This is a genomic window from Paenibacillus sp. Root444D2 (assembly GCF_001426375.1).
In the GTDB taxonomy this organism is placed as follows: domain Bacteria; phylum Bacillota; class Bacilli; order Paenibacillales; family NBRC-103111; genus Paenibacillus_E.
On record NZ_LMEO01000023.1, the window covers coordinates 399,588 to 425,634 of the forward strand.

Genomic DNA, 26,047 nt, shown 5'->3' on the forward strand with positions numbered 1-26,047 from the left:
ATGTTGAAGTTGCAGTTTGTACAACATTTTCACCCCATTTGTTGCGAAATGGCTTTTATGGGGCAGAATTGTTGTAGATTATACAACAACGACGGGAAAGAGGCGAGATTTAGGCAGTAATTGTTGCACTTTCTGCAACATCATTCAACCGAGAATAGGGATTCATTCACCGGTAACCTCAGATTAGCCTATATCACAGATGGATTCAGATTTTATAACACGCAATTAAAGATAATAGATGCATCGATAAGTGTTGAAAAATTACTGTTTTTAAAAAAAGGACCTGCATAAAATTTTCCCGTAACCATACACTTTTAGTAAGTAAGAGGAAATGGTAAGTTAAAATTTCAAAATCGGGGACAACGCCATTAGGGGTTTGTCCTTTTTCTTTTGTTGGTCGGACGTTGTATAATCAAGATCATCGGCAGATGACTCAGAAAGAAGGGATGACAATGCTGAAGCTAAGTATTCTTGATCAGTCACCGGTATCATCCGGGTTTACGCATAGCGAGGCGTTACAGCAAACAATTGGGTTGGCCCAGGTGGCCGACCGACTAGGCTACACCCGATTCTGGGTGTCGGAGCATCATAACTCGGCAGGCCTTGCGGGCTCCTCGCCAGAGGTGCTTCTCTCCACGCTGGCTGCCCGCACTAGCCGTATTCGGCTAGGCTCCGGCGGCGTGCTGCTGCCCCATTACAGCCCCTACAAGGTCGCTGAGAATTTCCGTATGCTCGAGGCGCTCTATCCGGGGCGCATCGACCTTGGCATCGGGCGTGCGCCCGGAGGCACGCCGCATACGGCCAAAGCGCTGCGAGGCATCAGCGCAGATATGTTCGAAGGACTTGAGCGGTTCCCAGCGCAAGTTACGGATCTACTCGGGTTCCTCGCCGACTCGGTGGAACCCGGGCATGTGTTCGAGGGCATCCGCGCCACCCCTTTGGTGGACTCGATGCCCCAGGTGTGGTTGCTCGGCTCCACCGGGCAGAGCGGGGTGTATGCCTCGCAAGCAGGCGCAGCGTTCTGCTTCGCGCACTTCATCAACGGAGCGGGAGGACAGCATGCGGTGCGCAGCTACCGCAGCTCGTTCCGACCGTCCGCGCTGAATGTCGTACCGCAGGCGACGGTGTGCATCTATGTGCTGTGCGCAGAGACGCAGGCAGAGGCCGAGGGGCTTGCGGCTTCGATTGATTTGCGCATTCTGCAAACGGAAAAGGGCGAATTCACAGGAGTGAAATCGCCCGAAGAAGCGGCTGACTATGTGTACTCAGACTGGGACCTTACAAGGGTAAGGGACAATCGATCCCGTATGATTATTGGTGATCCGAACCAAGTAAGGGAGCAACTGCTGAACCTAGCCGAAAGCTACCAAGTCGATGAAGTGTTGGTCGTGACCGGCGGCTACAGCTTTGAGACGAGACTGCAGACGATTGAATTATTGGCAGAAGCTTTTAAACTTGAGATGAGGCAGCATGCTTTTTAAGGAAACGATTATCGGTTCTGACTCGGCCGCTTATCGATTTCTTGTGTGACGATAAAGGCTAGCTCCTCGTTGCCGAATAGAGACAGTACGCCTAGTACAGTGTCATCAGGGACTTCACCGGCTTCTTCTTTGGTTACCGTTAAATCAAGGGCTTGCTGCAGAGCTTCGTTATTAGGTTGGTCTGGGTATGCGCTATGATAAAGCGCAGCAGGATCCAAATCATGGTTGATACACCATTGTGCAAAAACGAGGATCATCATATGCTCTTCACGTTTGTAATTCTCGATCATTTGCTCTTCTAATTGTTTATTATTCATAATTGGTTAGACATCTCCTTAAACAACCTCTTCCTGTTGATGGGTTCATTATAGCGAAAGATTAGGTGTAATCACAATGATTAAGAATGAGAAAATTAAAGCATCCGAGGTCCATGTTACGGGACTGCTTGGCGAAGATCTAGGCGTTATGTCCACGAAGGAAGCACTGCTGCTAGCGAAGCAGCTGAAAGTGGATTTAATCTGCACCTCGCTCATGAGCAGTCCACCTCCCTGTAAGCTCATTGGCGCTGGGCAAGCGAAGCAGGAAGCACTGCAGGAAAAGCAGCAAGCCCGCAAACGGGAGCAAGCACCGAAAGTCAAGGAGCTCCGCTTAACGCCTCACATCGAAGATCATGACCTAGAGACGAAGAGGCTGCAAGCAGAGCGCATTCTTCAGGGCGGTGACGCTGTGCTGCTGGTCGTGAAGATTTCAGGCAAAGAAGGCGCGAAGGCCAAAGAATTGCTTGAGACGCTAACTAAAGATTTGAGTTCACATGGACGTAAGCACACAGGCATACAGCTTAGCGGTAAGCAAGCGGCTGTGCAATTGGATCCCTTATAAAAAAAGCATGGACTACTCGGGATAGACCGAGCAGTTCATGCTTTTTTACCACATAAGCAGGTTTCCCAAGGCGGACTATGTATAAATGCCACACAAAGCAAGAAAGGCCTATTGTTAGTTAACTGTAATCGCTTGAGACCCCATCTGCTCCCAGACTGTTTTGAAATCAGATATTGCATAGGATTCCTGTTTTCCGGTCATAGGATCGTTCATATAGGCGTAATCATCGTCCCAGCCTGTTAAGAGTAAGGCATGCTCAGGTTGATACCACTCGACTAGCTGTCCCTCTTCATCCTGCCATTCCATCTCCAGATAAGGTGTATCCATATGTTCGGTTGCCCAGATCATGGCTGGTTTTCCTTGGACAATAGTCGTGAGCAAGTCTTCAAAGGCTATGCCTGACAAATCCTTAACTCGACCGGGTAACCATTGATCCAGCATGTCCGCGATTGGCTTATGATAAATACCATAACCTACCTCATAAGGGTTACCTACAAATACATCTTTGGGATTACTGCCAATAAATGCTCCGTCGTCATTCACATAGGGCAATTCGCCTAAGGGAAGTGCAGCAGCGACTTCCTCTTTGGATACTGGGACTCCGGCCCAGTTTAGCAGCATCGTGGCAACGACGGCTTCACATCCGTTCGGCAGCTCGGGCAGCTGCGATAGGGCAGGAATATTTTGCAATTGAAAATGATCCTTCTTATTGGGTTTGACGGATGGTGCAGGAGTAGGTATTGAAATTGATATTGGTTGTTCTGTACCAGCTAGATGTGGTTTAGTGATGGATATAGGTAAACCCTGCACCAAGGCAGGAGATGTAGGCATAGCGATTGCTAAACAAAAGATGCCGAATAACACTAAAAAACAACAAGTTACTTTCTTCATTTCCCACGTCCTATCTGGGTTATCTTCTCATTACAACATGGGAAAATAGAAAAATCAAATAAAGGGACCGACTATCTATTTCTTCAAAATGAAATGATCAAACCAATGCACATACAATGACAACTCTGCCGCATAGTCTAGGAGAGCGGATTATTGCCAAGGGTATTAATCAAAAGATGCGTGGCGTACGGGATCGTGAGGTATAAGCTCATAGAATAGGGTAAAATGGGAGCAACGACTCGTTCAATGGATATAGGGGAGACATATGAATAAACACGAAGATCAGAAAAAGGCGATGGAACAAACCGCAATTGATATCTTTCTGGATTTATATAATGTGAATAATGAGGTTCACCTGCGTATGGTTCAGCAGCAAGAGAAGCCGGACGCGCTGCTTGAGGATGCCGGAAATAATCGAGTAGGGTTAGAAGTCACCCATTTGTTCTACGATACCGAGGAAGCACGGCTTATGCTGTCGCGTTCCGAGCTGACTAAGCCTAGTGCCGAAGGAATAGATACGTTTATTCAGGTCATTAATGATCGCATTCAAAGCAATGAACATAAATTAAAAGATTACTCACAGGATTATCCCTGCATGCTGCTTATTCGCAATCTATCCTTTTTGTTTGGGATGTCCGATATACTTGGTCGGAAGCGTAATCTGGTACTGCCTCATGGCCATTTCACCCAGGTCTGGCTCCTGTCTAGAGATTTTACACCAGACTGGTTATTAATTAACTTGAACGAAGTTGGTCGCGGAGGTATGAAATGAAGCGTTTCTACATAGGACTTGTCGTAGCTTTTGGTGTATATGCGTTAACCTTGATCGTATACTTCTTAAAAGGGGACTTGTTCCACATCCCATATGCACTAATTGGAACCATTGCAGACCCGCATACATTCATGACGACACAAGAAATTACGAAGGCTGAGTCCTTGTCACGCATACGGTCGCTAGCTTATTTCCTAAGCTCTCCATTGCAAATGGGGGTCTTGCTGGCTCTGCTCGGTGCTGCGGTAAGGTTTCGCCGTTTAGCCGAAAAGTTATTCCGAGCTTCCTTTCTGCGGATGGTTACTTTCGTACTCTTCTTTACCTTGCTTATGGACGTGCTCTTCCTGCCGATTGATTATTTTCTGTTCAAAATCGATCAGGCTTATGGGTTATCGACGGAGACACTAGTCCTGTTCTGGAGTGATCATGGGAAAGATTTCCTCATCGACGTCTTGGGTACGATCGTTATCGTATGGATTTTCAGAGGGGTGCTAAAATGGCGTCCTGACCGTTGGTGGCTCTGGTTCTGGCTGATATCTATTCCGCTTATTTTGTTCGTCACTTTCATTCAGCCCGTTGTGCTTGATCCGTTGTATCACGATTTTCAACCGCTTCAAAATCAAGAGCTAAAGGCACAAATTCTCCAGCTTGCTGCGCAATCACAGATCCCTGCGGATCAAGTATATGAAGTCAATATGTCTGAGCGGACTCATACAATTAATGCCTATGTGAATGGCATTGGAGGGAACGCGCGCATCGTCCTTTGGGATACGATACTGAAGAAGCTGCAGCCTGATGAGATTTTGACCGTGATGGCTCATGAAATGGGACATTACGCCGAGCGGCATATCTATTTAGGGATTGCCTACGGGATCGTTCTGAGTTTTATCGGTTTCTGGCTTGCCTTTCATGCATATCGCTTGTTTATTCGGCGCTGGGGTTCAATTTGGGGAATACGAGGGGAAAATGATTTAGCTGCTCTGCCGATCTTGCTGCTTATTGTGACCATCATGAGTTTCGCCTCGGCGCCAGCGCAAAATGCGTTCTCAAGAGTCATCGAGCATCGCGCCGATGCCTATGCGATGAAAATGACCGGAGACGGCAGCGCCGCGATACGCGCCTTTCAACACATTGCCAAAGAAAATCTCAGCCCCGTCACACAACCGAAGCTGGTTCAGTGGTTCCGCGGCTCGCATCCAACGATTTTGGAGCGGATTTTGTATTTTGAGCAGTTTGAGGCTAAATAAGCTCAGTTTTGTCTTCTTCTCCTTTCTTATATGAAAAAAAGCACGGAAGGCAGCCAGAGTTTCTGGATACAGCTTCCGTGCTTTTTTTCGTGAATTCTTTAAATTTGCTCTTTTCCTACTGATCTTCCTACTCTTGACTGGATATGTGTAATTTTGTGGATATGAATAAACATTCGATAAGCAACTATGTTTTCCTAGTATTTAGTGTACTGGGTTGCCCATCGCCATGCGGCGGCGCTATAAGCGCGTGCCCAGGATTCACTCACATTATTGAAGAAATAAGAATTCGATTTTAGAGTCAATCAGCTTTCGTTAGGGCAAATGGGCTACAGTGGTTACCAATGTTGTATTTCCTACAACAATTCACACGACAAAAGGTTGAACAACTAATGGAAAAGGCGAGATTTAGGTAGCAATTGTTGCACTTTTTACAACATCATTCAACCGCGAACATGGATTCATTCATTTAGCAACCTCAATTGATCATAGTTTACGATTGATCTCGATCTAAGACACCTCAATGAAGAGCAAGATTAGTTGAATGAATCGACGGTCTCTTTACTACAACCATTTAGCTGTCTAATAGGCTATTTAGGTGCCTTTGGCTGGAATTATTGTACTTTTTATAACATTCGGTTGGAAAAGCCCATTAGCTTGCCTGAAGTTTAACAAAGTACAACTTTACACGGATAAGCGAATTTTCAGCATTAGTGGGGGGTGGAACTATTACCACCGAATACTATTCGTTTCTACGTGTCATTTGCTGCCATACGGAGCCTTCGGCGGCGTGCCCGCCTTCGATGCGCTCGAGTGCGATTTTCACCTGCATGCGCACTTCGAATTCGGGGTCATCTACTGCCTGATGCAGGGCATCGAGCACAGTGTTGTCTCCGACTTCGTACAAGAAGCGCGCCGCGCGCCAGCGGACTAGCTTGTTGCGGTCTTTGAGCGCCTTCGCCATGGCCGGGATGGCGGCAGGGTCTCCGATGTCGGACAGCGTATCGCCTGCGGTCCGCCGAACGGAAGGTGTATCGTCCTCGAGGGCACGATACAGGAAGGGCAGTACCTCGGGTTCCTTGATATCCCCGAGGTAAACGGTCGCTAGTCGCCGAATCGACGTGTTCTCGTCCTGCAGGGCATGGACGAGAAGCGGCAGTGTCGTTAGCGACGGCTGGATCTTCTGAAGCGCGGCGTAGCGCAGCTTCCAGTCGCTGTGGCGCAGCTGCGCACTTGCTGCGCTAGCATCTTCAACCTCCGCGGATTCCTCCGCGGGGGCTGTTTCTGAAGTCTCCCGCATCGCGAGGGAGACCAAGCTTTCGACGCGGGCGTCGTCGTAAGAAGCGTCCAGCTCCTGGACGACTTCGCCTGCGATGTCCCCGAGCTCGCCGTAGCGTACGCCGAGCTCCTCGAGCTTCCGCTCCTTAATCAGGTTCGGCGATGCCGTACCTGCGCGAACGGCCGCCTCAGTGAAACGCTGCGGCATTCCTACGCGCACTTCCTCTGCGCCAGCGCGTACCCTCACCTGGAGCGGGATGCCACGAAACATCTGCACGAGGACTTGTGCCTCACCGAATGCGGCTTCAGCCGTGGGCTGCTGCTGTTCCGGAGGCAGGCCTCCGTCGGCAGATGGCTGCGCTTCGCCAAAAATCTCACGAGCTCTGGCCAGAATAAACTGCCAGTCCCCCTTAGAGGTACGGTCTACGGCAATGAAGTCCGCTGCGTGGAATACGCTAATCACGCCTTGGACAGCTAACAATTGCCCAATGTTATCAGGTGCTTGCTTGCTGTTTTCTTTTGTATAGGTTTTTCGTACACCAGTAGGAAGCGACTGATCCATATTGAGCTTCATCGAATTCGGGCTAGGTGTAGGTTCGATAGATATAATTTTCAAGTGGACAACTCCTTTTAAAAGGCATTGCAGCCGCATGTGAAAAGACCCGGACGAAGTTCCGTCCAGGCCTGTTATAGGCAGTTACTGCCGTTTAATCTAAATCAACTAAATTGCGATTTAAGTATTGATCCAACGTTTTCGTTAAATCAAACACGGTATGCGCTAAATCAACATTTTCAAACACATGATCACATTGGTCACGGAAAGCTAATTCGTCTTCGTAATAAGAGAGATACTTCGAAATGACTTCTTCAGAGTCTCCGCTTTCTTTCATCCGTTGTTCAAGTTTATCCCGTCCGGCATGAATGAAGATAAGGACTACGTGATCTCCGTAAATCTTTTTGAGGGTTTCGGCGCCAAAGCGGTTCAAAATTAAATATATGCTTCCGCTAAGCTCAAACATGTGTTCAATATCTGCACTTTTGATGCCATACAAATGGTCATTAACTGTACTAACCTCAATGAATTCACCGGCAGCTTGCGCTTTGACAAACTCGGCAGGAGAGATAAAGTGATAATCTTGACCATCTTCTTCGGTAGCTTTCGGAGGTCTGGTGGTGTAAGAGATGACCTGCTTCATGCCGAGCGTAGAGCCTGACATTTCCGCGACCGTCTTACGACCAGCACCGTGAGGACCGGTGAATACAAAAATCATTTCCTTGTCCTTTAATGCGTACATGGAACATACCTCCTTAATGGGAATTGTGGGGGGTAAATCCTACGTGCGTGCAACGGTATGAAACGATTTTTGATGAGTAGGATCACTTGCAGCCGTATTTATATTTTACAACGTTCGCGTTATTCGGTAAAGCCTTGCGTAGAAAGCGCTTTTTTTCCTAGCGCTTTCCGCCGCGGCCGCCACCGCGTGGTGCACTGCCGCGGGATCCGCCTGATTGCCCGCCGCGAGGCGAGCTAGATCTGTCGCCACGCGGCGCTCCGCCGCGTGCTCCGAAGCTATCACCGCGAGGTGCGCTGCCGCGTGCTCCACGCTCGGCACTGTCGCCGCGTCCTCGTGCCTGGCCGCTGCGTTCGCCGCCAGCTTGCCCGCCGCGAGGCGCACTCGGTCTGTCGCCACGCGGCGCTCCGCCACGAGCTCCAAAGCCTTCGCCACGCGGTGCTCCGCCGCGAGCCCCAAAGCCCTCACCGCGCGGTGCCGCTGCACCGCGAGCTCCGCGCTCCGCACTGTCACCACGGCCTTTGCCGCCGCGAATCGTGCGTGATGCGCTTGCAGCGTCGTCACGCCCCGTGCCGGCATACTTGTTATATGGCGAGTAAGACTTATCGCCATGAGGAGCAGAACGTCTGCGCTCCGTACCTTCAGCGCGAGGCGCTCGTTCAGCTGCGTCTCCGCCACTCCATGATCTAGTGACGCGTGCTTTAGCAGCATTCATGTTATCACCGCGACCTGGTCCTGCATTCGTTGCTGCTGGGCGTTCTTTATTCTCAGCGCGCCCCCATGTATTCGGATTGCGTTCCGAATTGACCTTCGCAGGACGTGGGCCAGTACGTGCACTTCCAGGTGCTGCCGAGCGCGAACCGAATTTATCGCCTCTAGAGGATGAACTTTTTGTTCCGTACTGAATGTTGTCTCGACCGCCACGGCTAGCTTCGCGAGCACCGGATCTTCCGCTGCGTCCGCTGCGCTGTTCCGTTGCGCCGTTTCTTTCATTACGGCCCCCGCGTGATTGACCGCCGCTGCTTCTGCGTGCGGAACCTCTGCCATCCGTATCAACATACTCCTCAGAGTTGGAACGGACACGTCTTTGCTGTTGTTCCGGACTTCTCAAAGACATACGAATCCCTTTTTCGATTAATTCAATGGTAGGCATATCTCGCTGCGTAGCAAAAGTCACAGCCACACCCGATTCCCCAGCACGGCCCGTTCGGCCAATACGGTGAATGTAGCTTTCCGCATCTTGCGGGACATCATAATTGAAAATATGGGTGACCCCTTCAACATCTAAGCCGCGAGCTGCGATATCCGTTGCAACCAAAAGTTCGATTCGCCCGTCTCTGAAACGCTTCATGACTTGTTCGCGCTTCGCTTGTGACAAATCACCGTGGAGCTCATCCGACATTAAGCCGATTTCCTGCAAAACCTCATTGAGCGCAATAGCCTTTGCTTTCGTACGACAGAAAATCATAGCTAGATATGGCTTATATTCTTTAATGGCTGCTATCAAAGCATCTTGTTTGTCTCGATCTGTTGTTGGAACCAAGACTTGTTTAATTTCAGTTAAAGTCACTTGCTTACTTTGAATTTTAATTTCCTTAGCTTCTTTCATATAAGCTTTGGATAGGTTGACGACCTGCTCAGGCATAGTTGCAGAGAAGAGAAGCGTTTGACGATATGGAGATGTTTGGGCAATGATATCCTTCACTTCATGAAGGAAACCCATGTGCAGCATTTGATCGGCTTCATCTAATACAAGTATTTTCAATTTATAGAAGTTGATAGAACCGCGGCGAAGGTGATCGAGCAATCTTCCCGGTGTTCCTACTACTATATGTATGTTACCTTGTAGCTTTCTAAGCTGCTTTTCTACATCTTGCCCGCCATATGCAGCCAGAACCTTTGCTCCTGTAACAGGGACAAGGTTTTTCAGCTCGTTGCTAATTTGAATAGCTAATTCACGTGTCGGTGTCAATATAAGTGCTTGGACATCTGGGCTTTCTACATCAATTGTTTCTAATATAGGAAGTACAAAGGCAAGGGTTTTACCAGTACCAGTTTGTGCCTGTGCGATAACATCTGTACCTTTTAATAAAACAGGAATCGCTTCTTTTTGAATGGGTGTCGGTTCTACGACTCCTCCAGATTGTAAAACGTGAACAAGACTTTCTCTAATTCCTAATGAGGCAAATCCGTTTGACATGGTAAATTGGCCAGCTCCCTTTTTCTTGCTTAATATAGGGATCTTTGGTCATAACCAAAGTCTCTCCTATTTAAGGGACTTTGGTCTATAACCAAAGTCTCTCCTTGTTAAAGACGATTCCCTCATTGTACAGGAATGCCGGACAAATGAAAACAGGAGCCGACCAACAAGCAGTAATTACTTCTTTATATAGAAGGAATTTTCGTAAATTCATGTAGTTTGCTTTTACTTCTACGATTAGTGTTCAGGTAATACTTGCGCTGTACCGAAAATGCGAGTTACCGTTTGATTAAAATCCGTTAATAAAGGCATCAGAGAATGGCCCTTCCAACTTTCTTGGGCGTAGTTGTTCATTTTATTAAGGAAATCACGGTTTGCAGAAATATAGACATCCATGATATTAGGCTGCAGTGTTCGAATTTTCTCAGCCATCGCTTGTTTGAATCGATGAGAAAGCATATCGTGGTGCACGGCAGTTTCATAACTATTGAAGCCATTGTTTAAATCATTGGAAGGCATGGTGTCATTGAATGGCGCGTGATCGTTATAAAAGCCTTTGGCAGTGCCCTGGTTATTCGTCTCTCTGGTGGAACCCTTGGTACCTATCGCACTGCTGTCAATCATAAGAGCGACGTAAGCATTCTGATCCGTAGTCATCACGATGGCTGTATTTACCCCATTCATAGCGTGTAATTGATTGGATAGAAATTGGCTGTATTCAAGCTTTGAATTGTTGTGCGTAACTGGACCATAGAGCTGTTTGGTTTGATAAGCTCTTTCGGTTTCCTCTGTTTTTTCGACAGGGGCGCCAAAATTCGTGTGGTCGGGACTTTTCCCATATTCTCTTCCATTCTCTGCACAACCGGATAATGTCAGCAGGAGGAATAACATTCCACTAATCGGAAAACCTAACTTCCTGAGCATCAAAAGAGACCTCCCATATACGTTGTAATGTTTATAGGATGGGATGTTTCTGCGCTTTTATTCGTGTTCACAAATAAAGGCTTTTATGCATAAAGAGGCGGGTGTATGGAAATAACCATGGAGGGAAAATATATCGCTACAGAGCGGTTTAAGAACAATTTGTGAACTTCCCTCCAGCGATTGACAAAAACTTTTCACGAATTTATAGTTAATAAAGTGAATTGACATGGGCATGGCCTTCGTGGTAAAAATATTGTTTTAAAAGTGGGGTTGATACAATGAGTCGATTGAAAAAGTTATGGCGTCTGGTGCCCCTTCTAGCGGCAATGACGTTCTTGCTAACCGGGTGTGGAGACCCAACCTTGTCTGCTTTAGTGCCAAAAGGTCCTGTGGCAACCGAGCAGCTTAATTTAATGAAATTAAGTCTCTTTATCATGGTTTTTGTCGTAATTGTCGTATTTGCAATTTATGTGTATGTGTTAATTCGCTTTCGTAAGCGTGAAGGTGATAATAGCGTACCTAAGCAAGTTGAAGGTAGCCACGTGCTTGAGATTATCTGGACAGTCGTTCCGATTCTCCTTCTGTTAGTACTTGCGGTACCAACAGTGTCCTACACATTTAAGCATTCAACGAATTACAATAAGGACAAAGCTGCGGTTCATGTCAAAGTAACTGCGCATCAATTCTGGTGGCAGTTTGAATATCCCGATTTAGGCATCGCTACAGCTCAAGAGCTTGTCGTTCCTAAGGATAAAATTATTGCATTCGATCTTGTTTCAGCTGACGTCGCTCATGCCTTCTGGGTACCATCCCTTGGTGGTAAAGTGGATACAAATCCAGGTATCCATAATACGCTTTATCTTCAAGCTGACGAAATCGCAACCTTCCAAGGAAGATGTACAGAGCTTTGCGGAGCCTCTCATGCTTTGATGAACTTTACCGTTCAAGCGAAGTCAGAAGCCGATTTCAATGCTTGGGTAGCAAAAATGAAAGCGCCTGTTACTGTGCCTGCAACTGCACAAAAAGGCGAAGAGCTTTTTAAAGAAAATTGCATGTCTTGTCACGCTGTTAATGCGAACGGTCCTGGTGTTGCTCCTAACCTCAAAGGTTTCGCAGATCGCGATACGCTTGCTGGTATTCTGGAACACACTCCTGAGAAAATGGCATTGTGGATACATAATCCGCAAGAACAAAAACCGGGCAACAAAATGCCGGCTTTTGGTAAAGAAGCAGGCGGTAAGCTTGATGACGCTCAAATTAAAGATATTGTTCAGTACTTACAGACTTTGAAATAAACTTCTCAGGTAAAGGAGGTTAATACGTTGGCTCACTCTCATCCAGTAAAAAAACATACCGGTTTAATGGATTGGCTTACAACAGTCGATCACAAGAAAATCGGTATCCTGTACTTAATAGCGGGCGGTTTCTTCTTCCTCGTAGGAGGACTTGAAGCCATCTTGATTCGGATTCAACTCGCTTTTCCCGATCAGCACATTTTTATCGGCGATTCTTTTAACCAATTAACGACGATGCACGGAACAACGATGATTTTCTTTGCGGCTATGCCGGTTATCTTCGCATTCATGAATGCCATCGTTCCTCTACAAATTGGTGCAAGGGACGTTGCGTTCCCTTTCGTTAATGCACTCGGTCTGTGGTTGTTCATCGCAGGTGGCGTACTGATGAACACAAGTTGGTTCTTGGGTGGCGCACCTGATGCTGGTTGGACGGGGTATGCTCCATTATCCTCGATAACGGATACCAGTTGGGGACAAACACTTGAAAACAACCTCCAAGGTACTGATTTTTATGTACTAGGTCTACAGATTGCTGGTATCGGTACTCTAATCGGGGGGATTAACTTCCTCGTTACGATTATCAACATGCGTGCACCTGGTCTTACGTATATGCGTATGCCGATGTTCACATGGTCTGCATTTATTACATCTGGTTTGATCGTACTTGCTTTCCCTGCGATTACGGTTGCCCTTGTTGAACTTATGTTTGACCGTATCTTTGGCGGTGCATTCTTCGATGCAGCCAGAGGCGGTAACAACGTACTATGGGAGCATTTATTCTGGATTTTCGGGCATCCCGAAGTTTACATTTTGATTCTTCCTGCTTTCGGTATCATTTCTGAGATCGTTTCGACTTTCTCGAAGAAACGTCTTTTCGGATACAGCTCCATGGTATTTGCAACAGTTTTGATCGGTTTCCTAGGCTTCATGGTTTGGGTTCACCATATGTTTACAGCAGGTTTAGGTCCAGTTGCCAATTCCATCTTCGCGATTGCTACTATGGCGATTGCCGTTCCAACTGGCGTTAAGATTTTTAACTGGTTATTCACACTTTGGGGCGGACAAATTCGCTTTACAACAGCGAATATTTTCGCAACAGCCTTTATCCCAACATTCGTAATGGGTGGAACAACAGGGGTTATGCTCGCGATTCCAGCAGCAGACTTCCAGTATCATGACACGTATTTCGTTGTTGCTCACTTTCACTACGTTATCGTTGGTGGTCTAGTGCTTGGCTTGTTCGCAGGTCTTTACTACTGGTGGCCAAAAATGTTTGGACGTATGTTGAACGAAGGAATGGGTAAACTGCATTTCTGGTTGTTCTTCATTGGCTTCCATTTAACATTCTTCCCTCAGCATTTCTTGGGACTCATGGGAATGCCGCGTCGTGTCTTTACGTACCAACCTGGTCATGATCTCGAAGTAGGTAACTTGGTTTCAACCGTAGGTGCTTTCTTGATGGGTATCGGTACATTAGTATTCTTGATCAACATCATCGCAACAGCAAGAAAACCGATCACGGCTCCTGCAGATCCATGGGATGGCCGTACATTGGAGTGGACGATTCCATCGCCTGCACCTGAGTATAACTTTAAACAAACACCGCTTGTTCGCGGATTAGATGCATTCTGGAAAGAAAAAATGGCAGGTAATAAAGAGATGACTCCGGCAGAACCAATTGGTTCGATTCATATGCCATCCGCATCGATTTTGCCGCTTGTTATGTCCGCTGGTTTGTTCATTGCAGGTTTTGGTTTTATGTACCGAAACTACTATGTAGCTGCCGCGGGTATCATTGTTACATTTATTGCAATGTTCTTGCGTTCCGTATATGACGATCATGGTTGGCATATTGAACCGGAAGAGCTTGAAGATGACAAGGGGGTAAAGGCATGAGTACTCATCATACGGGCGCACTGCCTGCTAATCCGGAAACGGCTACCCTCGAAGGGAAAAATAAAGTTCTCGGATTTTGGTTGTTTCTCGGTGCTGAAGTTGTGTTGTTCGGTTGTTTATTCGCAACCTACATCGCACTTCGGAATTCCGTTCCAGATGGTCCTACAGCGGATGAACTTTTCAAACTCAAAACAGTGGGTTGGTCTACATTCATCCTCTTAACAAGTAGCTTAACGAGTGTGTTCGCGATCATCGCGATGCACAAACAAAAGCTGGGACAATTGTTATTTTGGCTAGCAGTTACTGTATTGTTTGGTCTTTCGTTCTTGGGGATGGAGATTTACGAGTTTTTTGAGTATGTGCATGAAGGACATAAATTTACAACAAGTGCTTTCTCAACTTCGTTCTATACTTTAGTCGGTTTCCATGGAGCTCACGTAGCGTTTGGTGTTTGCTGGATTACATTGTTGATTTTGCAAGGACTCAAAAAAGGTCTTACGGTTGTTACAGCACCTAAGTTTTATGTGGCAGCTTTGTATTGGCACTTTATTGACTTAGTCTGGGTATTTATCTTCACAGTCGTTTATCTGATGGGGAAGGTGGGTCACTAAGATGAGCAGCAATTCTCATGATACACACGCACCTAGCAAACGAGTTAAGCATGAATCACCTTTGAACCACTACTTGTCTTACATTATCTCGATTCTTCTCACGATGTTGGCATTCGCTGTCGTTCTTTACGGAGACTTGGATCGTTCCTTTATTTTGATCTTCATCGTAACTTTGGGTATTGTGCAAGCTGTCGTCCAGCTACTGTTCTGGATGCATGCCAAAGAAAGAGGACACTTATTCCCGCTCATTTTTATCGGGGCAGGAGCTTTCGTTGCTCTCACTGGGGTTATTACAGCAGTATATTGGGTATGGTGGTAAGAAAGCAGGAAGAGGCAACTTTGTCTAGACAAAGTGCCTCCTCTTTTTTTAGTTGAAAGGAGATAGAAATTAGCTATGAGCCAAATTGGTGGATTTTTCGATTTGTGGAATCCTGTTACACTGTTGGTGGTCGTCGTTGTCGGATATGTCTATAGTCGATTTGTCGCTAAAGGGAATGGGAATTTCGCGGATGCCGAGCCAGTTTCGGATAAGCAGAAGCTATGTTTCTATACGGGGCTTGCCCTGTTCTACATAGGACAAGGGAGTCCGATTAACTACATCGGTCATCATTATTTGTTCAGCGCGCATATGCTGCAGCAAACGATTCTTTATTTAATTGTCCCTATATTTATATGGTTAGGTACGCCTGCTTGGGTACTCCGTCTTTTTATGCAAAATCGAGTCTTCCGCGGCACATTTTCATTTTTCGCACGTCCGCTGATCGCATTGTTTTTATTCAATATGCTATTCTCCATCTATCACATGCCTTTTATTATGGACGGTTTGATGAAGAATGATGTGTTACTTGTAAGTTATCATACCGTGCTTCTGATTACAGCGTTCATGATGTGGTTCCCTGTATTTTGTCCACTTCCAGAGTTGAATCGTTTGAATGACCTGAAAAAATTGGCGTATATTTTCGGCAATGGTATGTTGTTGACGCCTGCTTGCGCGCTTATCATATTTGCAGATTCGATCATTTATGATATGTATTCGAACGTGACTGTACCTTTCGCTCATTTGTCTCCGCTCGATGATCAACAGCTCGGAGGCGTTATTATGAAAATCATCCAAGAGATGGTATATGGGGCTACACTTGCCTATATTTTCTTCAGATGGTACCGTAGAGAGCGTAAGGAAGATGACGATATGGAGCTTGCTGAGACACAAGAGAGCATGAATAACCAGGGCGGGAATTGGAATCGCGCTTAGAAAGGATTTATGAGATGCACATTTTACCAACTATTTCTACGATGTTTATCGTTATCAGTGCCATATTTGTTGGTTTCGGCTGGTATCATATTGTAAGAGGGAATCGGGAAACGCATCAAAAGCTGATGGTTCTAGGAGCAATCTTCGCACTGGCGTTTTTCATCATCTACATGTCCCGTACCTTGTTTGAAGGAAACACGGCATTTGGCGGACCCGAGAGTCTCAAGCTGCCGTATCACTTATTCTTGTTCTTCCATATTACGCTGGCAACGGTGGGTGGAGTGCTGGGTCTAATCACATTATGGTTTGCATACAAAAACAAATTTCTAAAACATAAAAAAATCGGACGAGTCGCCGCGATTGTATGGCTGCTTACGGCGCCTACAGGTGTCTTGGTATATGTTCTGCTATATTTGATGTATCCAGGTGGGACGACAAAGCCAGTGATTGATGCGATTTTTGGCTTGTAAAGAGAAGCTGAATGTGTGAGTTGTGCTCACAACATTCGGCTTTTTTTGTTCCCGTTTTTTTCCATATATTGTGGTAAACTAATTCATGAGCAAATAAACACGTTATCTAAGGAAGGGTGGTTAAAAGGTGACATATCCTTTGATCGTTGATCATGTTACGAAGCAATACGGGGAGAAGACCGCTGTGAATGACATCCAGCTTCGTGTCAAGCAGGGCGAGATATACGGGTTGCTTGGGGCTAATGGAGCTGGGAAGACAACGACGATGCGGATGGTATTAGGTCTCATTTATCCGGATCATGGAAGCATAAAGTGGAAGGGTCAAGGCTATCGGGAAGAGCTGAGGCAGCTGCTGGGCTATTTGCCAGAAGAACGAGGTCTGTATCCGAAGGTCAAAGTTAGCGAGCAGATCATCTATTTAGCGGAGCTGCGCGGTCTTTCCCGTAAACAAGCTGATGCAAGTTTGAAGCTGTGGTTGGAGCGATTTGACGTCCCCGAATACTACAACAAGAAGGTGGAGGAGTTATCTAAGGGAAACCAGCAGAAGATCCAATTCATCGCTGCGGTCATACATAACCCGGAAATACTAATTCTGGATGAAGCCTTTAGCGGACTCGACCCGGTGAATGTGGAACTGCTGAAAACAACCGTGAAAAGCTTACGCGACGAGGGAAAAACGATTCTCTTTTCCAGCCATCGCATGGATCATGTGGAGGAGCTGTGCGAGCATATTTGCATTCTGCATCGTTCCAATACGCTTGTGCAAGGCAGCTTGAAGGATATTAAAGCAACGTTCCCTAAGGAGAGAATCATACTCGAGACCGAGAATCCGATTGAAGGTTTGGAGAGGCTGCAAGGCGTTACTGGGGTAGAAAAGCATCTGACCGGGTATGAGATTCGCATTCATGATGCTGCGGCGTCGCAGCATATTCTCAGACATGCCATGGGGCAGTCAAACGTATATCGGTTTCAGTTGATGGAGCCAACGTTAAATGAAATCTTTATTCAGAAGGTGGGGAGTGCCCATGAATAGGATCATGACGGTTATTCAATTCACTTTCATGACCCGTTTCCGATCCAAATCGTTTCGTGTTATGAGTGTGATTCTGATTTTGCTATTATCCATTATGATTCATTTGCCTGCACTCATTGATAAACTTTCCTCTCATGAAGCGACGAAGATTGGTGTCTTTGCAGGCAAACAAACGGAGCTTGCTGCTAAGCTAGCGACCTTTTATAAGAATCAGCCCAATCCGGATATTGTCATTATTCCACTACGGGATGCGGGCAGTACTGCAGCGAATGAAGCTTTAGGTAAGCAGCAGATCGCTGATAAGAAGATCAAGGGATATTTGGAATTTACAGATGCCGTTGCAGCCGGGTTTCCGAAGATGGTGTATAAATCCGAAGGCACGATGGAATTTTCGTTAAAAGGCAAGCTTCAGACCGCTCTTCAGCTTATTAAAATTGACACGGCTTTACAAGGAGCAGGTCTCGCGCCTGAACAAAAGGCTAATATTCAAGCGCCAGTTTCCATAGAAACTGTGCAAATCTCAACGAATGACAAGGCAGCGTCTGGCAAAACGGAATCGCAAATGGTGATGTCCTACGCGCTTGTTTACGTGATGCTGTTCATGCTTTACATGGGTGTTATCGGCTTTGGGAACATGGTCGCGATGGAAATCACAGCAGAGAAGAGCTCCCGAGTAATGGAGCTTCTTATCACAAGTGTGTCCCCGCTTAAGCAGATGTTTGGCAAAATCATAGGGATTTGTCTACTCGCTTTATCGCAAATAGCGCTGATAATTGTGGTGGGTGGAATCAATTTAAGCTTATCTGGCAGCAGCAAACTAATTTCGGAGCTGCACCTTAACTGGTCCAATTTACAAATGTCACTTATCGTATATTTCTTAATCTTCTACCTGCTAGGGTTCTTCATCTATGCAACGGTTTTTGCGGCTGTAGGTTCACTTGTGAGCCGTACAGAGGAGGTGGGGCAAGCGATCATGCCGGTAACCCTGCTCATCGTGGCAGCCTTCATGATTGCCATGTCTGGACTGAATAACCCGAATGCCGGATTCGTTGTTACGATGTCATTCATACCGTTCTTCTCGCCACTTATTATGTTCCTGCGCATAGGGATGAGTAGTCCGCCTATTTGGCAAATATGGCTCTCCATCGTCATTCAATTAGCATCTATCGGTGCTATGGCTTGGCTTGCTGCTAAGATCTATCGCACAGGGGTGTTGATGTACGGCAAACGTCCTTCGTGGCGAGAGCTGCGGAAGGCGATGCGAGCTTATAAGGTGTAGGGAGATATCTTGGTTTATTTTGTGAGTAACGGTTATAATTGAGACAGATTTGGTCGATAAATGAGACAAATTTGGGTATATGTTTGAGACTAAAATTAAGAGCTAGATGAATCAATTCGTTGATTCATCTAGCTTTTTTATGATATCTAACGAGAAGTATAAATTTGTCTTTCCAAAAAATGAGATTACATGGTAATATCAATAAATGAATTTATATTTGATTATAATTGATACTTTTTTACGGAGGAGCAACATGAATTGGTCACAGAATGATTGGAAAGAAGAAGACAAACTCTATAGTCCTAAGCGAAAGGTAAATAATAAGGGGAGTCGTTATCACCCACATATCATTGGAAGCTTCTATAGTCAAAAAAATAAGCGGCCCGTTGAATATGAGTCATTAGGAGAACGATTATTCTATTATTATCTTGAGTTAGATACTTCTGTACTCCGATATTATGTACAACCAATTGAAGTTTCTATTTTTTCTCGAAACGATGAATGGTTCCATATACCAGATGTATTAGCATATAAACAAGGGTTCCAACCACTTCTTTATCAAATAAAAGATAATCCTGATAATGAACTCACCCCAAAAGAAGAGTTATGCAATCGTTATTGTAGAGCGTTGGCTTTAGAAAAAGGATGGGAGTACAGCGTTATATATCCTAAAACTATGCCTCAAACTTTAACGAGGAATATTCGGTTTTTGAAAGGTTTTTTAAAGATGAGAAAATACTATCCAGATTGGTATGATAAAGTCGTAGATCGTCTCTCATTTCTAGAAAATGATTCTATTGAGTATCTTGCTAATTCATTCAAAGAAACCATTGACCCTCTCTATCTAAAACCACTTATCTATCATTTGCTTGCAAAAGGAACCTTTTTAACAGATGTAAATGAAATAATCAATTCACAAAGCATAATAACGGTAAATTCCCAAATGGTTTCACCATCAACTCTTTCAAAAGGGGCTGTAAACTTTGTCCTTTAACCAATTAAAAGTATATGATGAATGCTCCTTATATGGAAAAAAGTTCAAAGTTATTACTATAGATGCACCGAACGTGTGGTTAAAAAGACCCGATGGGGAAGATTTAAAGATAACTTACAGTGCATTAATTAATCACCCAACATTTATTCCAGATATAAAAATGAAACAACTTCGGAAAGAAAGTCGAGAATATGAAAATGCACTCGCTAAATTAGATGAGAAGAAACGAGATGAAGTAAGCAAAAGGTTTGAAATTATCCAACCACTTATACTATTGGATAAAATCAAAAATAATAATAAGCAATCCATCTCTCAATTTAACGATAAGTTCAATGATCTATTATTTGAAAATGAACATGTTATCGACTTAAAGCAAGAGGACTTATTAGAAAGAATTAAAAAAAAGCACGGTGGTTCAAGGGCAACTATTATGAGGTATTTGAAAAATTTTAGAGATGCAGCGGCAGATTCTCATAATCATGATGGAATGGAAGGACTCATCTCAAATAAAGGTAGGGGCTATACAGGGAGGAAAGACAATAAATTGGTGATGATATGCCATCCCGATAACCCAGAGATAATACTTGATACCATATCTGTTAGGCAATCTGAGAAACAGATTGAAATTTTGAAAGAAACGATAGAAAATGATTATCTTACAAAGTATAGGGTTTCTAAAGCTTATATTCATGGGCTTATAGAGCGTAGGTGTGCAAAAAAAAATGAGCAAGAAATAAAGTATAGTACTGTCTCAGACATTATTGATAGAATCGATGAAAAAGCAAAAGAACGATTACGAAACATGAAGAAAGCAAAAGCCATTTATGATGAAGTTGCCCGTGGATATGCAGATCGGGATGCGGACTTCAGATTAGATATTGTTCAAATAGATCATACACAACTAGATATGCAAGTGATTGATGATGCAACAGGTTTAGTTATAGATCGACCGTGGATCACGTTAGGGATTTGTGTTCATTCACGAATGCCGTGGTGCTTCTATCTTTCTCATGAAGGCCCGTCCTCAAATGTAGTACGAAAAGCAATACAACACGGTGTATTCGTGAAAAACACCGTTGGAGATTATGGGACAGATTTGGAATGGGAAGCTTTCGGTATACCAAATATTATTTATGTAGATAATGGCATGGATTTTAAAAGTACGGATATCAAAAGACTTGTAAATGAAACATTAGAGTCAGAGATTATGCATCGTCCAGTGAAAACCCCACACTATGGATCGGTTATTGAACGTTTGTTTGGTACAATAAATACAGAGTTGATTCATAATATTTTAGGCACGACTAAAAGTAATATTTTCAAAAAAGGTGATCTCGAACCAGAAAAAGATGCAGTCCTTACACTAGACCAACTTAGGAAGATATTAATTCATTACTTAACTGATATTTATCAAATTCGCCCTCATAGAGGTTTAGGCAACAACATTTCCCCGGTTGCCAAATATCGTGAAAGTGTTAATGAAGTGGGGTATCCTGAATGGATTTTTCCTGGAGATGAAGAGAAATACAAAATTGATTTCATGTTAACCAAACATAAGCCTTATACACGAGATGGTGTTCGTTGGGATAACAAAATATACAAGTCAAAAGAATGTGAGGATATCATTGGATCAAAAGAAAAGAAATATACGGTGAAATATGATCTTGATGATATTTCTAAGATATATTTATTACATCCAAAGAAAAACGAATTTATCGTATTGTTCTGCGAAACACCACCATATGAGACCATAGCCGGAGTAAATCAATATACATATAAGAAACTCTTACAAGCACTTAAAAAGGACGGGGAAGAAAAGTTAAAGTTGCTGCCAGGTAAAGCACAAATGCATCGCGCATGGGAGAGAATTGAAGCATTTATCAGAGAAGGTATTAAAAATAAGAAGAGTGTAAGGCAAATAGCTTCAAAAATGACGGGTATAGAAGTAAGTGTAACTTCAGCGTTTCAAGTAAATCAAACATTACAAAATAAAATAACAAAAAGTACTATGAGTTTAGAAGATGAATTATATTTGGCTGCTAAAAAAGCAGAAGAAATAAGAAGGAGTAAGGGAAATGAGTAGTGAAGAGGTAAAAAGTTTTGCGCGTAGAATAAAAAAATTATTTATTGAACACGGAGAGGTTGTTAGAATCTGGGATCGCTTGGATTCAATGAGAGTCTACATTGAGGATGATGATTTAGAAGAGGACGATGAAATTGATAAAGATCCTAGACATTTGTTTCTCACAGGATTATCAGGTGTAGGAAAATCTCAGATAGGAGAAAGATATAAAAAGCGTAATCCAGGATGTACAGTTATTATTGATGAAGAAGAAATTGACATTAAGCCAGTGTTATATATAAAGCTTCCATACCCATTTACACAGCATGCTTTTTTTAGAAAAATACTTCAAGCATTAGGAACGGATAATTTAAGAAATGATGTACGACTTAATATTATTAAAGATAGAGTGCTGTATCTTTTAAAGAAACAAAAAACAGAAATGATTATATTCGATGAAATGAACTTTATTTTGAGAACAAAAAATTTCGATAATCAGACAGCAATGGAAATGCTAAAAGATTTAACGAATGAGCACCAAGTCTGTATTGTTTGTATGGGAACTCCGCAGATAGAAATTCTTCATAAAATGGAGGACGAGTATGTTAGAAGATTTGGAAGAGATCATATAAAGAAGTTCGAAACTTGTGATGTTGAGTTTTGTGAACTTCTCAAGAAGATAGAAGAAGCAATTCAACCTCCTTCTTATATCGGATTACATGATATGGATACACACTATCCTCAGCTTTTACACCAATATTCTCAAGGTAGAATTGGCTATTTAACATTGATAATAAAAGAAGCTTATAACATACTTGGGGTTTTCAAAAAAGACTGCACTGATTTAAGCGAAGCTATCTTAACAGCTGATACATTAATGCAAGCAAAATTTAACTTGTTTCGGGAAAGTGATCATTTAATTAAACCGGCTAACTAATTAATAGTTAAAGTAATGAAGACAATACTTGGACGAGGGATCATTTGCAAAATGGATTCTAAAAGACTAACTATACGTCTAAAAGAGAAATCAGGAGAATGCCTGACTTCTCTTTTGTTTAAACAGCCATCATTTTCATTTTTGGTGAAGATAAAGGTAATAATTTCAGTTTAGTATCATTAGTTATTTACAACTGAATTAATCAAAGAAAACAAATGGCCGCGAATGATTAACGGCCATTTGTTTTCTAAATATAATTAGTAGCAACAGGAACTTGAAGCAGTCTTTGTTGCAACTGAATTCGAATCACAACCACAACCATCCTGTCCAGCTGCCTTCGCCTTTGCATCTTCTGAACAACACGCGTTAGTCTCGGCTGGAGCAGGTCCTCCACAACAGCTTTCATTTCTAAAATTGCCTTGTTCGTCCTTGTTAATTTCTTTGCTCATATTCTTTTCCTCCCTAATAATTAAAGTGCGTTACGTATCAGTAGACGCACAACAATACATAAGGATGCAATTTGTTTTAGAATCTAATTAACAACAATCCGATGTGTTGCATTTTGTATTGTTATTACTTCGAGAAGTGTAATCAATGATATTACCTAGCCGGTCAAATTCAAAGTTACAACAATTAAGCAAGAGCTCTTTTAGCTTCTCCCTGCCACGCTGCACTCTAGATTTTGCTCCAGAAAAAGAAATACCTAGTTGCTCACTTAGTTGTTTTTGAGTGTAATCGCCTAACTCGGTGAGTTCTAGAGCATGCTTATAATTATCTGAGAGTTGCCCAACCATGGGTCGGATACAAGAGGCTATTTCCTTAATAGCTTCATTTAGGTCCTCAGTTTCTTCTAAAAGTAATTCGGTTGGCAATTCAACCTTCAGTTGGAATTGCTCTTTTCTGTAATAATCAATGATGCAATTTCTAGTAATTTGATATATCCAAGATTGCAGTTTCTGATCATCTTTTAATGTATCTAAGTTAGCGTGTATTTTCATAAAAACATTCTGTAGAATGTCATCAGCATCATGTTCACTTTTCACCCGTTTAATAATGAAATTCCGCAAAGGACTATAAAATGATCTCCATACTTCCTCGGTGTTCATATTCTTCCCTCCAGAAATGTTTAATACAGAGACGTACGACTTTGCAAATGGATGCACTTTTTCGAGAAATTTTTATATCCTTTAAAATAATATAGGCCCTGTAGCAAAAATATTTGCCAGAGGGCCGAATCAATTTAGATCATTTGTTAAATAATTTCTCCAATGCCTCACGTTGAGGCTGTTTAATACTAACAACAGGGCGAATGCTTTGCGCCAATTTCTCAGCTTCTTCGATAGTTTGGCTCTTACCTAAGGCTAACAACGTACCAATGGCCACGGCGCCAGTCCGACCTTTTCCACCACCGCAATGGAACCCAACCTTTTTACCGTCTTTATAAGCCTCTACAACGTGATTAATGGCTTGTTGGAATAGTTGGTCCTGTGGTCCCTCTGCATTATCTCCAAGGGGGACTTGGAGCCATTCTACGTTACCTGCAGGATAGGCACACTCCGTAGCTTCTCCACGTAAATCCACAATTACTTCAACGCCTTCATTTTTAACCATATCCTCGACGTCAGAAGCTCCGCCAAAATAAATTTTATCTCCAACTAAAGCTTGATAGTTTTTTTGCATAATGAACTCCTTATTTTTTCTTAAAAGATGTGAATTCAATAGTTACAGGTGTGGATGGCGCGGAAGGTGGAGCGCAACATAAAGACATATCCTGCAAATCTCCTGCAGATTCAAATTCAGAATCTTCTTTTGTGTAGAATATTTCCCATGCGTTTCCATCTGGGTCATAAACCCATACTTTATCTTGAACTGCATAACAGCAAGTCGTATTCATTTCATCGATGAGAAGAAGCCCGCTTTGTCTTAAACGCTCACCCATAGCCAGAACCTCTTCGGTGTTATCCACTTGAAATCCCAGATGATTGAGGACGCCTTTTTTCTCAAAAGGGCGTACATTTAAAGAGAAGTGAAGGGATGGATCGTCTAACTCGAATTTAGCGTAGTTGTCTTTTACTTTAGAAGGTTCCGCACCAAAGAAAGCACGATAAAAATCGAGCGACTTTTGAAGGTCTGTACAGTTAACCGCAACGTGCATTCTTTTGATCATATTACTTGCCTTCCTTCAAGAATTGCTCAATTCGGCTCTTAATGGAATCACGCACTTCACTGAATTTAGCTGTAATTTCTTCTTCTGTACCGGTTGCTTTTGCAGGGTCATCAAAGCCCCAATGCCATCTTTCAGCCTTATCGTTACGTACAACTGGGCAGTGTTCGTCGGCATGACCGCACAAGGTAATAATGTAATCAGCGCGGCCTAAAATCTCAGTGTCAATCACGTCAGATGTATGGTTCGAGATATCGATTCCTGCTTCTTTCATTGTTGCAACAGCACGTGGATTCAAACCGTGTGCTTCTAGTCCTGCACTTTTAACTTCATATTTGTCACTACCTAGTACTTTTAAATATCCGTCTGCGATTTGGCTTCGGCAAGAGTTACCTGTGCATAGAAAATATACTAATTTTTTGTCCATATTCGAACATCTCCTTATTCCTGTATTGTTTTATAAACTAGTGAAGCAAAGACAGCTCCAAGAACTGTTGCAACTAGGTATAACCATAAGTGTTGTGTTGCACCTGAAACTATAGCGGGTCCAAGAGAACGTGCTGGGTTCATGGAAGCTCCGCAAATCGGACCTGCAAACATAGCCATTAGACCAACGGTACCTCCAATAGCAACACCAGCAAATTCTTTAATCGCTTTACCATGTACAGCAGAACCCAAAATAACCATCATTAGAACAAAGGTTAAAATGAATTCCAGAATGAAGGATTGCCCTTCCGAAAAGCTGGGAAGAGTTGCCCCCAAATTGGCGACATTGCCAAAAAGAAGCAACGTTGTAAAACTCGCAAAAAGCGCCCCTGCAAATTGAGTGACAATATAAAAGATGCTGTCTCGCAAAGAGATATCTCCTCTAACCAAAAAGCCAATAGTGACAGCAGGATTAAAATGAGCGCCTGAAATATGTCCAAACGTATAAATCAGAGCCATAACGACAAGTCCAAAGGTAATTGCGACACCAACATGGGAGATGCTTTTCGTGATATCGTCAATAACCATCGCTCCTGGACCAGCAAAAACTAAAAAATAAGTACCAATAAATTCAGCAATCAACTTCTTTTTTAACATTCAATTA

At 43.6% G+C, this 26,047-nt stretch carries 28 protein-coding genes; 16 read left to right on the plus strand and 12 right to left on the minus strand.

Going from position 1 to position 26,047, the window contains the following annotated elements; all coding sequences use genetic code 11:
- Positions 1 to 452: 452 nt before the first annotated feature.
- Positions 453 to 1,481, plus strand: a complete 1,029-nt coding sequence (locus ASD40_RS15850; protein WP_057304200.1) for an LLM class flavin-dependent oxidoreductase — start codon at positions 453 to 455, stop codon at positions 1,479 to 1,481.
- 8 nt (positions 1,482 to 1,489) lie between these two features.
- Here the strand turns inward: ASD40_RS15850 and ASD40_RS15855 are convergent, their stop codons facing one another.
- Positions 1,490 to 1,798, minus strand: a complete 309-nt coding sequence (locus tag ASD40_RS15855; protein ID WP_057304201.1) for a hypothetical protein — start codon at positions 1,796 to 1,798, stop codon at positions 1,490 to 1,492.
- Between the two features lie 76 nt (positions 1,799 to 1,874).
- On the opposite strand from ASD40_RS15855, the gene infC reads away from it, so the two are divergent.
- Positions 1,875 to 2,360 carry a translation initiation factor IF-3 gene (infC, locus tag ASD40_RS15860; RefSeq protein ID WP_057304202.1) on the plus strand — a complete coding sequence of 162 codons (486 nt, stop codon included), beginning with the start codon at positions 1,875 to 1,877 and terminating at the stop codon, positions 2,358 to 2,360.
- A 114-nt stretch (positions 2,361 to 2,474) separates the two neighbouring features.
- Here the strand turns inward: infC and ASD40_RS15865 are convergent, their stop codons facing one another.
- Positions 2,475 to 3,050 carry a C39 family peptidase gene (locus tag ASD40_RS15865; protein WP_057304203.1) on the minus strand — a complete coding sequence of 192 codons (576 nt, stop codon included), beginning with the start codon at positions 3,048 to 3,050 and terminating at the stop codon, positions 2,475 to 2,477.
- 19 nt (positions 3,051 to 3,069) lie between these two features.
- Between ASD40_RS15865 and ASD40_RS37855 the strand changes: the two genes are divergently transcribed.
- From ASD40_RS37855 to ASD40_RS15875, 3 genes are all read left to right on the plus strand, one after another.
- Positions 3,070 to 3,300, plus strand: coding sequence for a hypothetical protein (locus ASD40_RS37855; protein WP_162251258.1), 231 nt, complete (start codon positions 3,070 to 3,072; stop codon positions 3,298 to 3,300).
- A 216-nt stretch (positions 3,301 to 3,516) separates the two neighbouring features.
- On the plus strand, positions 3,517 to 4,023 hold the full coding sequence (locus ASD40_RS15870) for a hypothetical protein (protein WP_057304204.1): 507 nt from the start codon (positions 3,517 to 3,519) through the stop codon (positions 4,021 to 4,023).
- A complete protein-coding gene (locus ASD40_RS15875; protein ID WP_057304205.1) occupies positions 4,020 to 5,270 on the plus strand; it encodes a M48 family metallopeptidase in 1,251 nt (416 codons plus the stop codon). The genes ASD40_RS15870 and ASD40_RS15875 overlap by 4 nt, the downstream gene beginning before the upstream one ends.
- Before the next feature lie 739 nt (positions 5,271 to 6,009).
- On the opposite strand, the gene ASD40_RS15880 is transcribed toward ASD40_RS15875, so the two are convergent.
- The 4 genes from ASD40_RS15880 to ASD40_RS15895 form a co-directional block, all read right to left on the minus strand.
- Positions 6,010 to 7,161, minus strand: a complete 1,152-nt coding sequence (locus ASD40_RS15880; protein ID WP_057304206.1) for a virulence factor — start codon at positions 7,159 to 7,161, stop codon at positions 6,010 to 6,012.
- 91 nt (positions 7,162 to 7,252) lie between these two features.
- A complete protein-coding gene (locus tag ASD40_RS15885; protein ID WP_057304207.1) occupies positions 7,253 to 7,840 on the minus strand; it encodes a guanylate kinase in 588 nt (195 codons plus the stop codon).
- Between the two features lie 157 nt (positions 7,841 to 7,997).
- Complete coding sequence (locus ASD40_RS15890; RefSeq protein ID WP_063870787.1) at positions 7,998 to 10,037, minus strand: DEAD/DEAH box helicase; 2,040 nt, start codon at positions 10,035 to 10,037, stop codon at positions 7,998 to 8,000.
- 237 nt (positions 10,038 to 10,274) lie between these two features.
- Positions 10,275 to 10,961 (minus strand): YhcN/YlaJ family sporulation lipoprotein, encoded by a 687-nt coding sequence (locus ASD40_RS15895; protein WP_057304208.1) that lies wholly within the window; start codon positions 10,959 to 10,961, stop codon positions 10,275 to 10,277.
- A 278-nt stretch (positions 10,962 to 11,239) separates the two neighbouring features.
- On the opposite strand from ASD40_RS15895, the gene coxB reads away from it, so the two are divergent.
- From coxB to ASD40_RS15950, 11 genes are all read left to right on the plus strand, one after another.
- Positions 11,240 to 12,256: a cytochrome c oxidase subunit II gene (gene coxB, locus ASD40_RS15900; RefSeq protein ID WP_057304209.1), complete on the plus strand. Its 1,017-nt coding sequence runs from the start codon at positions 11,240 to 11,242 to the stop codon at positions 12,254 to 12,256.
- 27 nt (positions 12,257 to 12,283) lie between these two features.
- Positions 12,284 to 14,155, plus strand: a complete 1,872-nt coding sequence (gene ctaD / locus ASD40_RS15905; protein ID WP_057304210.1) for a cytochrome c oxidase subunit I — start codon at positions 12,284 to 12,286, stop codon at positions 14,153 to 14,155.
- A complete protein-coding gene (locus ASD40_RS15910) occupies positions 14,152 to 14,766 on the plus strand; it encodes a cytochrome (ubi)quinol oxidase subunit III (RefSeq protein ID WP_057304211.1) in 615 nt (204 codons plus the stop codon). Before ctaD ends, ASD40_RS15910 begins: the two co-directional genes overlap by 4 nt.
- A gap of 1 nt (position 14,767) precedes the next feature.
- Complete coding sequence (locus ASD40_RS15915) at positions 14,768 to 15,085, plus strand: cytochrome C oxidase subunit IV family protein (protein ID WP_047687102.1); 318 nt, start codon at positions 14,768 to 14,770, stop codon at positions 15,083 to 15,085.
- A gap of 75 nt (positions 15,086 to 15,160) precedes the next feature.
- Positions 15,161 to 16,018 carry a cytochrome c oxidase assembly protein gene (locus ASD40_RS15920; RefSeq protein WP_057304212.1) on the plus strand — a complete coding sequence of 286 codons (858 nt, stop codon included), beginning with the start codon at positions 15,161 to 15,163 and terminating at the stop codon, positions 16,016 to 16,018.
- 14 nt (positions 16,019 to 16,032) lie between these two features.
- On the plus strand, positions 16,033 to 16,488 hold the full coding sequence (locus tag ASD40_RS15925; protein ID WP_029198483.1) for a DUF420 domain-containing protein: 456 nt from the start codon (positions 16,033 to 16,035) through the stop codon (positions 16,486 to 16,488).
- A 127-nt stretch (positions 16,489 to 16,615) separates the two neighbouring features.
- The gene (locus ASD40_RS15930; protein WP_057304213.1) at positions 16,616 to 17,521 is read left to right on the plus strand and encodes an ABC transporter ATP-binding protein; all 906 of its coding nucleotides are present in this window, start codon (positions 16,616 to 16,618) and stop codon (positions 17,519 to 17,521) included.
- Entirely contained in the window at positions 17,514 to 18,800 is a 1,287-nt protein-coding gene (locus ASD40_RS15935) for an ABC transporter permease (protein WP_057304214.1), read from the plus strand. The genes ASD40_RS15930 and ASD40_RS15935 overlap by 8 nt, the downstream gene beginning before the upstream one ends.
- A gap of 253 nt (positions 18,801 to 19,053) precedes the next feature.
- Positions 19,054 to 19,794, plus strand: a complete 741-nt coding sequence (locus ASD40_RS15940; RefSeq protein WP_057304215.1) for a hypothetical protein — start codon at positions 19,054 to 19,056, stop codon at positions 19,792 to 19,794.
- Positions 19,784 to 21,877, plus strand: a complete 2,094-nt coding sequence (locus ASD40_RS15945; protein ID WP_057304216.1) for a Mu transposase C-terminal domain-containing protein — start codon at positions 19,784 to 19,786, stop codon at positions 21,875 to 21,877. The genes ASD40_RS15940 and ASD40_RS15945 overlap by 11 nt, the downstream gene beginning before the upstream one ends.
- Complete coding sequence (locus tag ASD40_RS15950) at positions 21,870 to 22,793, plus strand: TniB family NTP-binding protein (RefSeq protein WP_057304217.1); 924 nt, start codon at positions 21,870 to 21,872, stop codon at positions 22,791 to 22,793. The genes ASD40_RS15945 and ASD40_RS15950 overlap by 8 nt, the downstream gene beginning before the upstream one ends.
- A gap of 257 nt (positions 22,794 to 23,050) precedes the next feature.
- On the opposite strand, the gene ASD40_RS37860 is transcribed toward ASD40_RS15950, so the two are convergent.
- From ASD40_RS37860 to ASD40_RS15980, 6 genes are all read right to left on the minus strand, one after another.
- The gene (locus tag ASD40_RS37860; protein ID WP_057304218.1) at positions 23,051 to 23,242 is read right to left on the minus strand and encodes a hypothetical protein; all 192 of its coding nucleotides are present in this window, start codon (positions 23,240 to 23,242) and stop codon (positions 23,051 to 23,053) included.
- 87 nt (positions 23,243 to 23,329) lie between these two features.
- Positions 23,330 to 23,917, minus strand: a complete 588-nt coding sequence (gene sigZ / locus ASD40_RS15960) for an RNA polymerase sigma factor SigZ (RefSeq protein WP_268795897.1) — start codon at positions 23,915 to 23,917, stop codon at positions 23,330 to 23,332.
- Between the two features lie 121 nt (positions 23,918 to 24,038).
- Entirely contained in the window at positions 24,039 to 24,473 is a 435-nt protein-coding gene (locus ASD40_RS15965; protein ID WP_057304220.1) for a protein-tyrosine phosphatase family protein, read from the minus strand.
- Between the two features lie 10 nt (positions 24,474 to 24,483).
- A complete protein-coding gene (locus ASD40_RS15970) occupies positions 24,484 to 24,960 on the minus strand; it encodes an ArsI/CadI family heavy metal resistance metalloenzyme (RefSeq protein ID WP_057304221.1) in 477 nt (158 codons plus the stop codon).
- Between the two features lies 1 nt (position 24,961).
- Positions 24,962 to 25,384 (minus strand): arsenate reductase (thioredoxin), encoded by a 423-nt coding sequence (arsC, locus tag ASD40_RS15975; protein ID WP_057304222.1) that lies wholly within the window; start codon positions 25,382 to 25,384, stop codon positions 24,962 to 24,964.
- Positions 25,385 to 25,398: 14 nt separating this feature from the next.
- On the minus strand, positions 25,399 to 26,040 hold the full coding sequence (locus tag ASD40_RS15980) for an MIP/aquaporin family protein (RefSeq protein ID WP_057304223.1): 642 nt from the start codon (positions 26,038 to 26,040) through the stop codon (positions 25,399 to 25,401).
- Between the last annotated feature and the right edge of the window lie 7 nt (positions 26,041 to 26,047).

What these genes read in the sequence shown, in the direction of transcription:
- ASD40_RS15980 (WP_057304223.1), bottom strand. Translation starts at nt 26,040, where the DNA reads ATGTTAAAAAAGAAGTTGATTGCTGAATTTATTGGTACTTATTTTTTA.
- ASD40_RS15920 (WP_057304212.1), top strand. Translation starts at nt 15,161, where the DNA reads ATGAGCCAAATTGGTGGATTTTTCGATTTGTGGAATCCTGTTACACTG.
- ASD40_RS15870 (WP_057304204.1), top strand. Translation starts at nt 3,517, where the DNA reads ATGAATAAACACGAAGATCAGAAAAAGGCGATGGAACAAACCGCAATT.
- ASD40_RS15950 (WP_057304217.1), top strand. Translation starts at nt 21,870, where the DNA reads ATGAGTAGTGAAGAGGTAAAAAGTTTTGCGCGTAGAATAAAAAAATTA.
- ASD40_RS15970 (WP_057304221.1), bottom strand. Translation starts at nt 24,960, where the DNA reads ATGATCAAAAGAATGCACGTTGCGGTTAACTGTACAGACCTTCAAAAG.
- coxB (WP_057304209.1), top strand. Translation starts at nt 11,240, where the DNA reads ATGAGTCGATTGAAAAAGTTATGGCGTCTGGTGCCCCTTCTAGCGGCA.
- ASD40_RS15935 (WP_057304214.1), top strand. Translation starts at nt 17,514, where the DNA reads ATGAATAGGATCATGACGGTTATTCAATTCACTTTCATGACCCGTTTC.
- ASD40_RS15855 (WP_057304201.1), bottom strand. Translation starts at nt 1,798, where the DNA reads ATGAATAATAAACAATTAGAAGAGCAAATGATCGAGAATTACAAACGT.
- ASD40_RS15910 (WP_057304211.1), top strand. Translation starts at nt 14,152, where the DNA reads ATGAGTACTCATCATACGGGCGCACTGCCTGCTAATCCGGAAACGGCT.
- ASD40_RS15925 (WP_029198483.1), top strand. Translation starts at nt 16,033, where the DNA reads ATGCACATTTTACCAACTATTTCTACGATGTTTATCGTTATCAGTGCC.
- ASD40_RS15890 (WP_063870787.1), bottom strand. Translation starts at nt 10,037, where the DNA reads ATGTCAAACGGATTTGCCTCATTAGGAATTAGAGAAAGTCTTGTTCAC.
- arsC (WP_057304222.1), bottom strand. Translation starts at nt 25,384, where the DNA reads ATGGACAAAAAATTAGTATATTTTCTATGCACAGGTAACTCTTGCCGA.
- ASD40_RS15895 (WP_057304208.1), bottom strand. Translation starts at nt 10,961, where the DNA reads ATGCTCAGGAAGTTAGGTTTTCCGATTAGTGGAATGTTATTCCTCCTG.
- ASD40_RS15885 (WP_057304207.1), bottom strand. Translation starts at nt 7,840, where the DNA reads ATGTACGCATTAAAGGACAAGGAAATGATTTTTGTATTCACCGGTCCT.
- ASD40_RS15915 (WP_047687102.1), top strand. Translation starts at nt 14,768, where the DNA reads ATGAGCAGCAATTCTCATGATACACACGCACCTAGCAAACGAGTTAAG.
- ASD40_RS15875 (WP_057304205.1), top strand. Translation starts at nt 4,020, where the DNA reads ATGAAGCGTTTCTACATAGGACTTGTCGTAGCTTTTGGTGTATATGCG.
- ASD40_RS15965 (WP_057304220.1), bottom strand. Translation starts at nt 24,473, where the DNA reads ATGCAAAAAAACTATCAAGCTTTAGTTGGAGATAAAATTTATTTTGGC.
- ASD40_RS37860 (WP_057304218.1), bottom strand. Translation starts at nt 23,242, where the DNA reads ATGAGCAAAGAAATTAACAAGGACGAACAAGGCAATTTTAGAAATGAA.
- ASD40_RS15850 (WP_057304200.1), top strand. Translation starts at nt 453, where the DNA reads ATGCTGAAGCTAAGTATTCTTGATCAGTCACCGGTATCATCCGGGTTT.
- ASD40_RS15940 (WP_057304215.1), top strand. Translation starts at nt 19,054, where the DNA reads ATGAATTGGTCACAGAATGATTGGAAAGAAGAAGACAAACTCTATAGT.
- infC (WP_057304202.1), top strand. Translation starts at nt 1,875, where the DNA reads ATGATTAAGAATGAGAAAATTAAAGCATCCGAGGTCCATGTTACGGGA.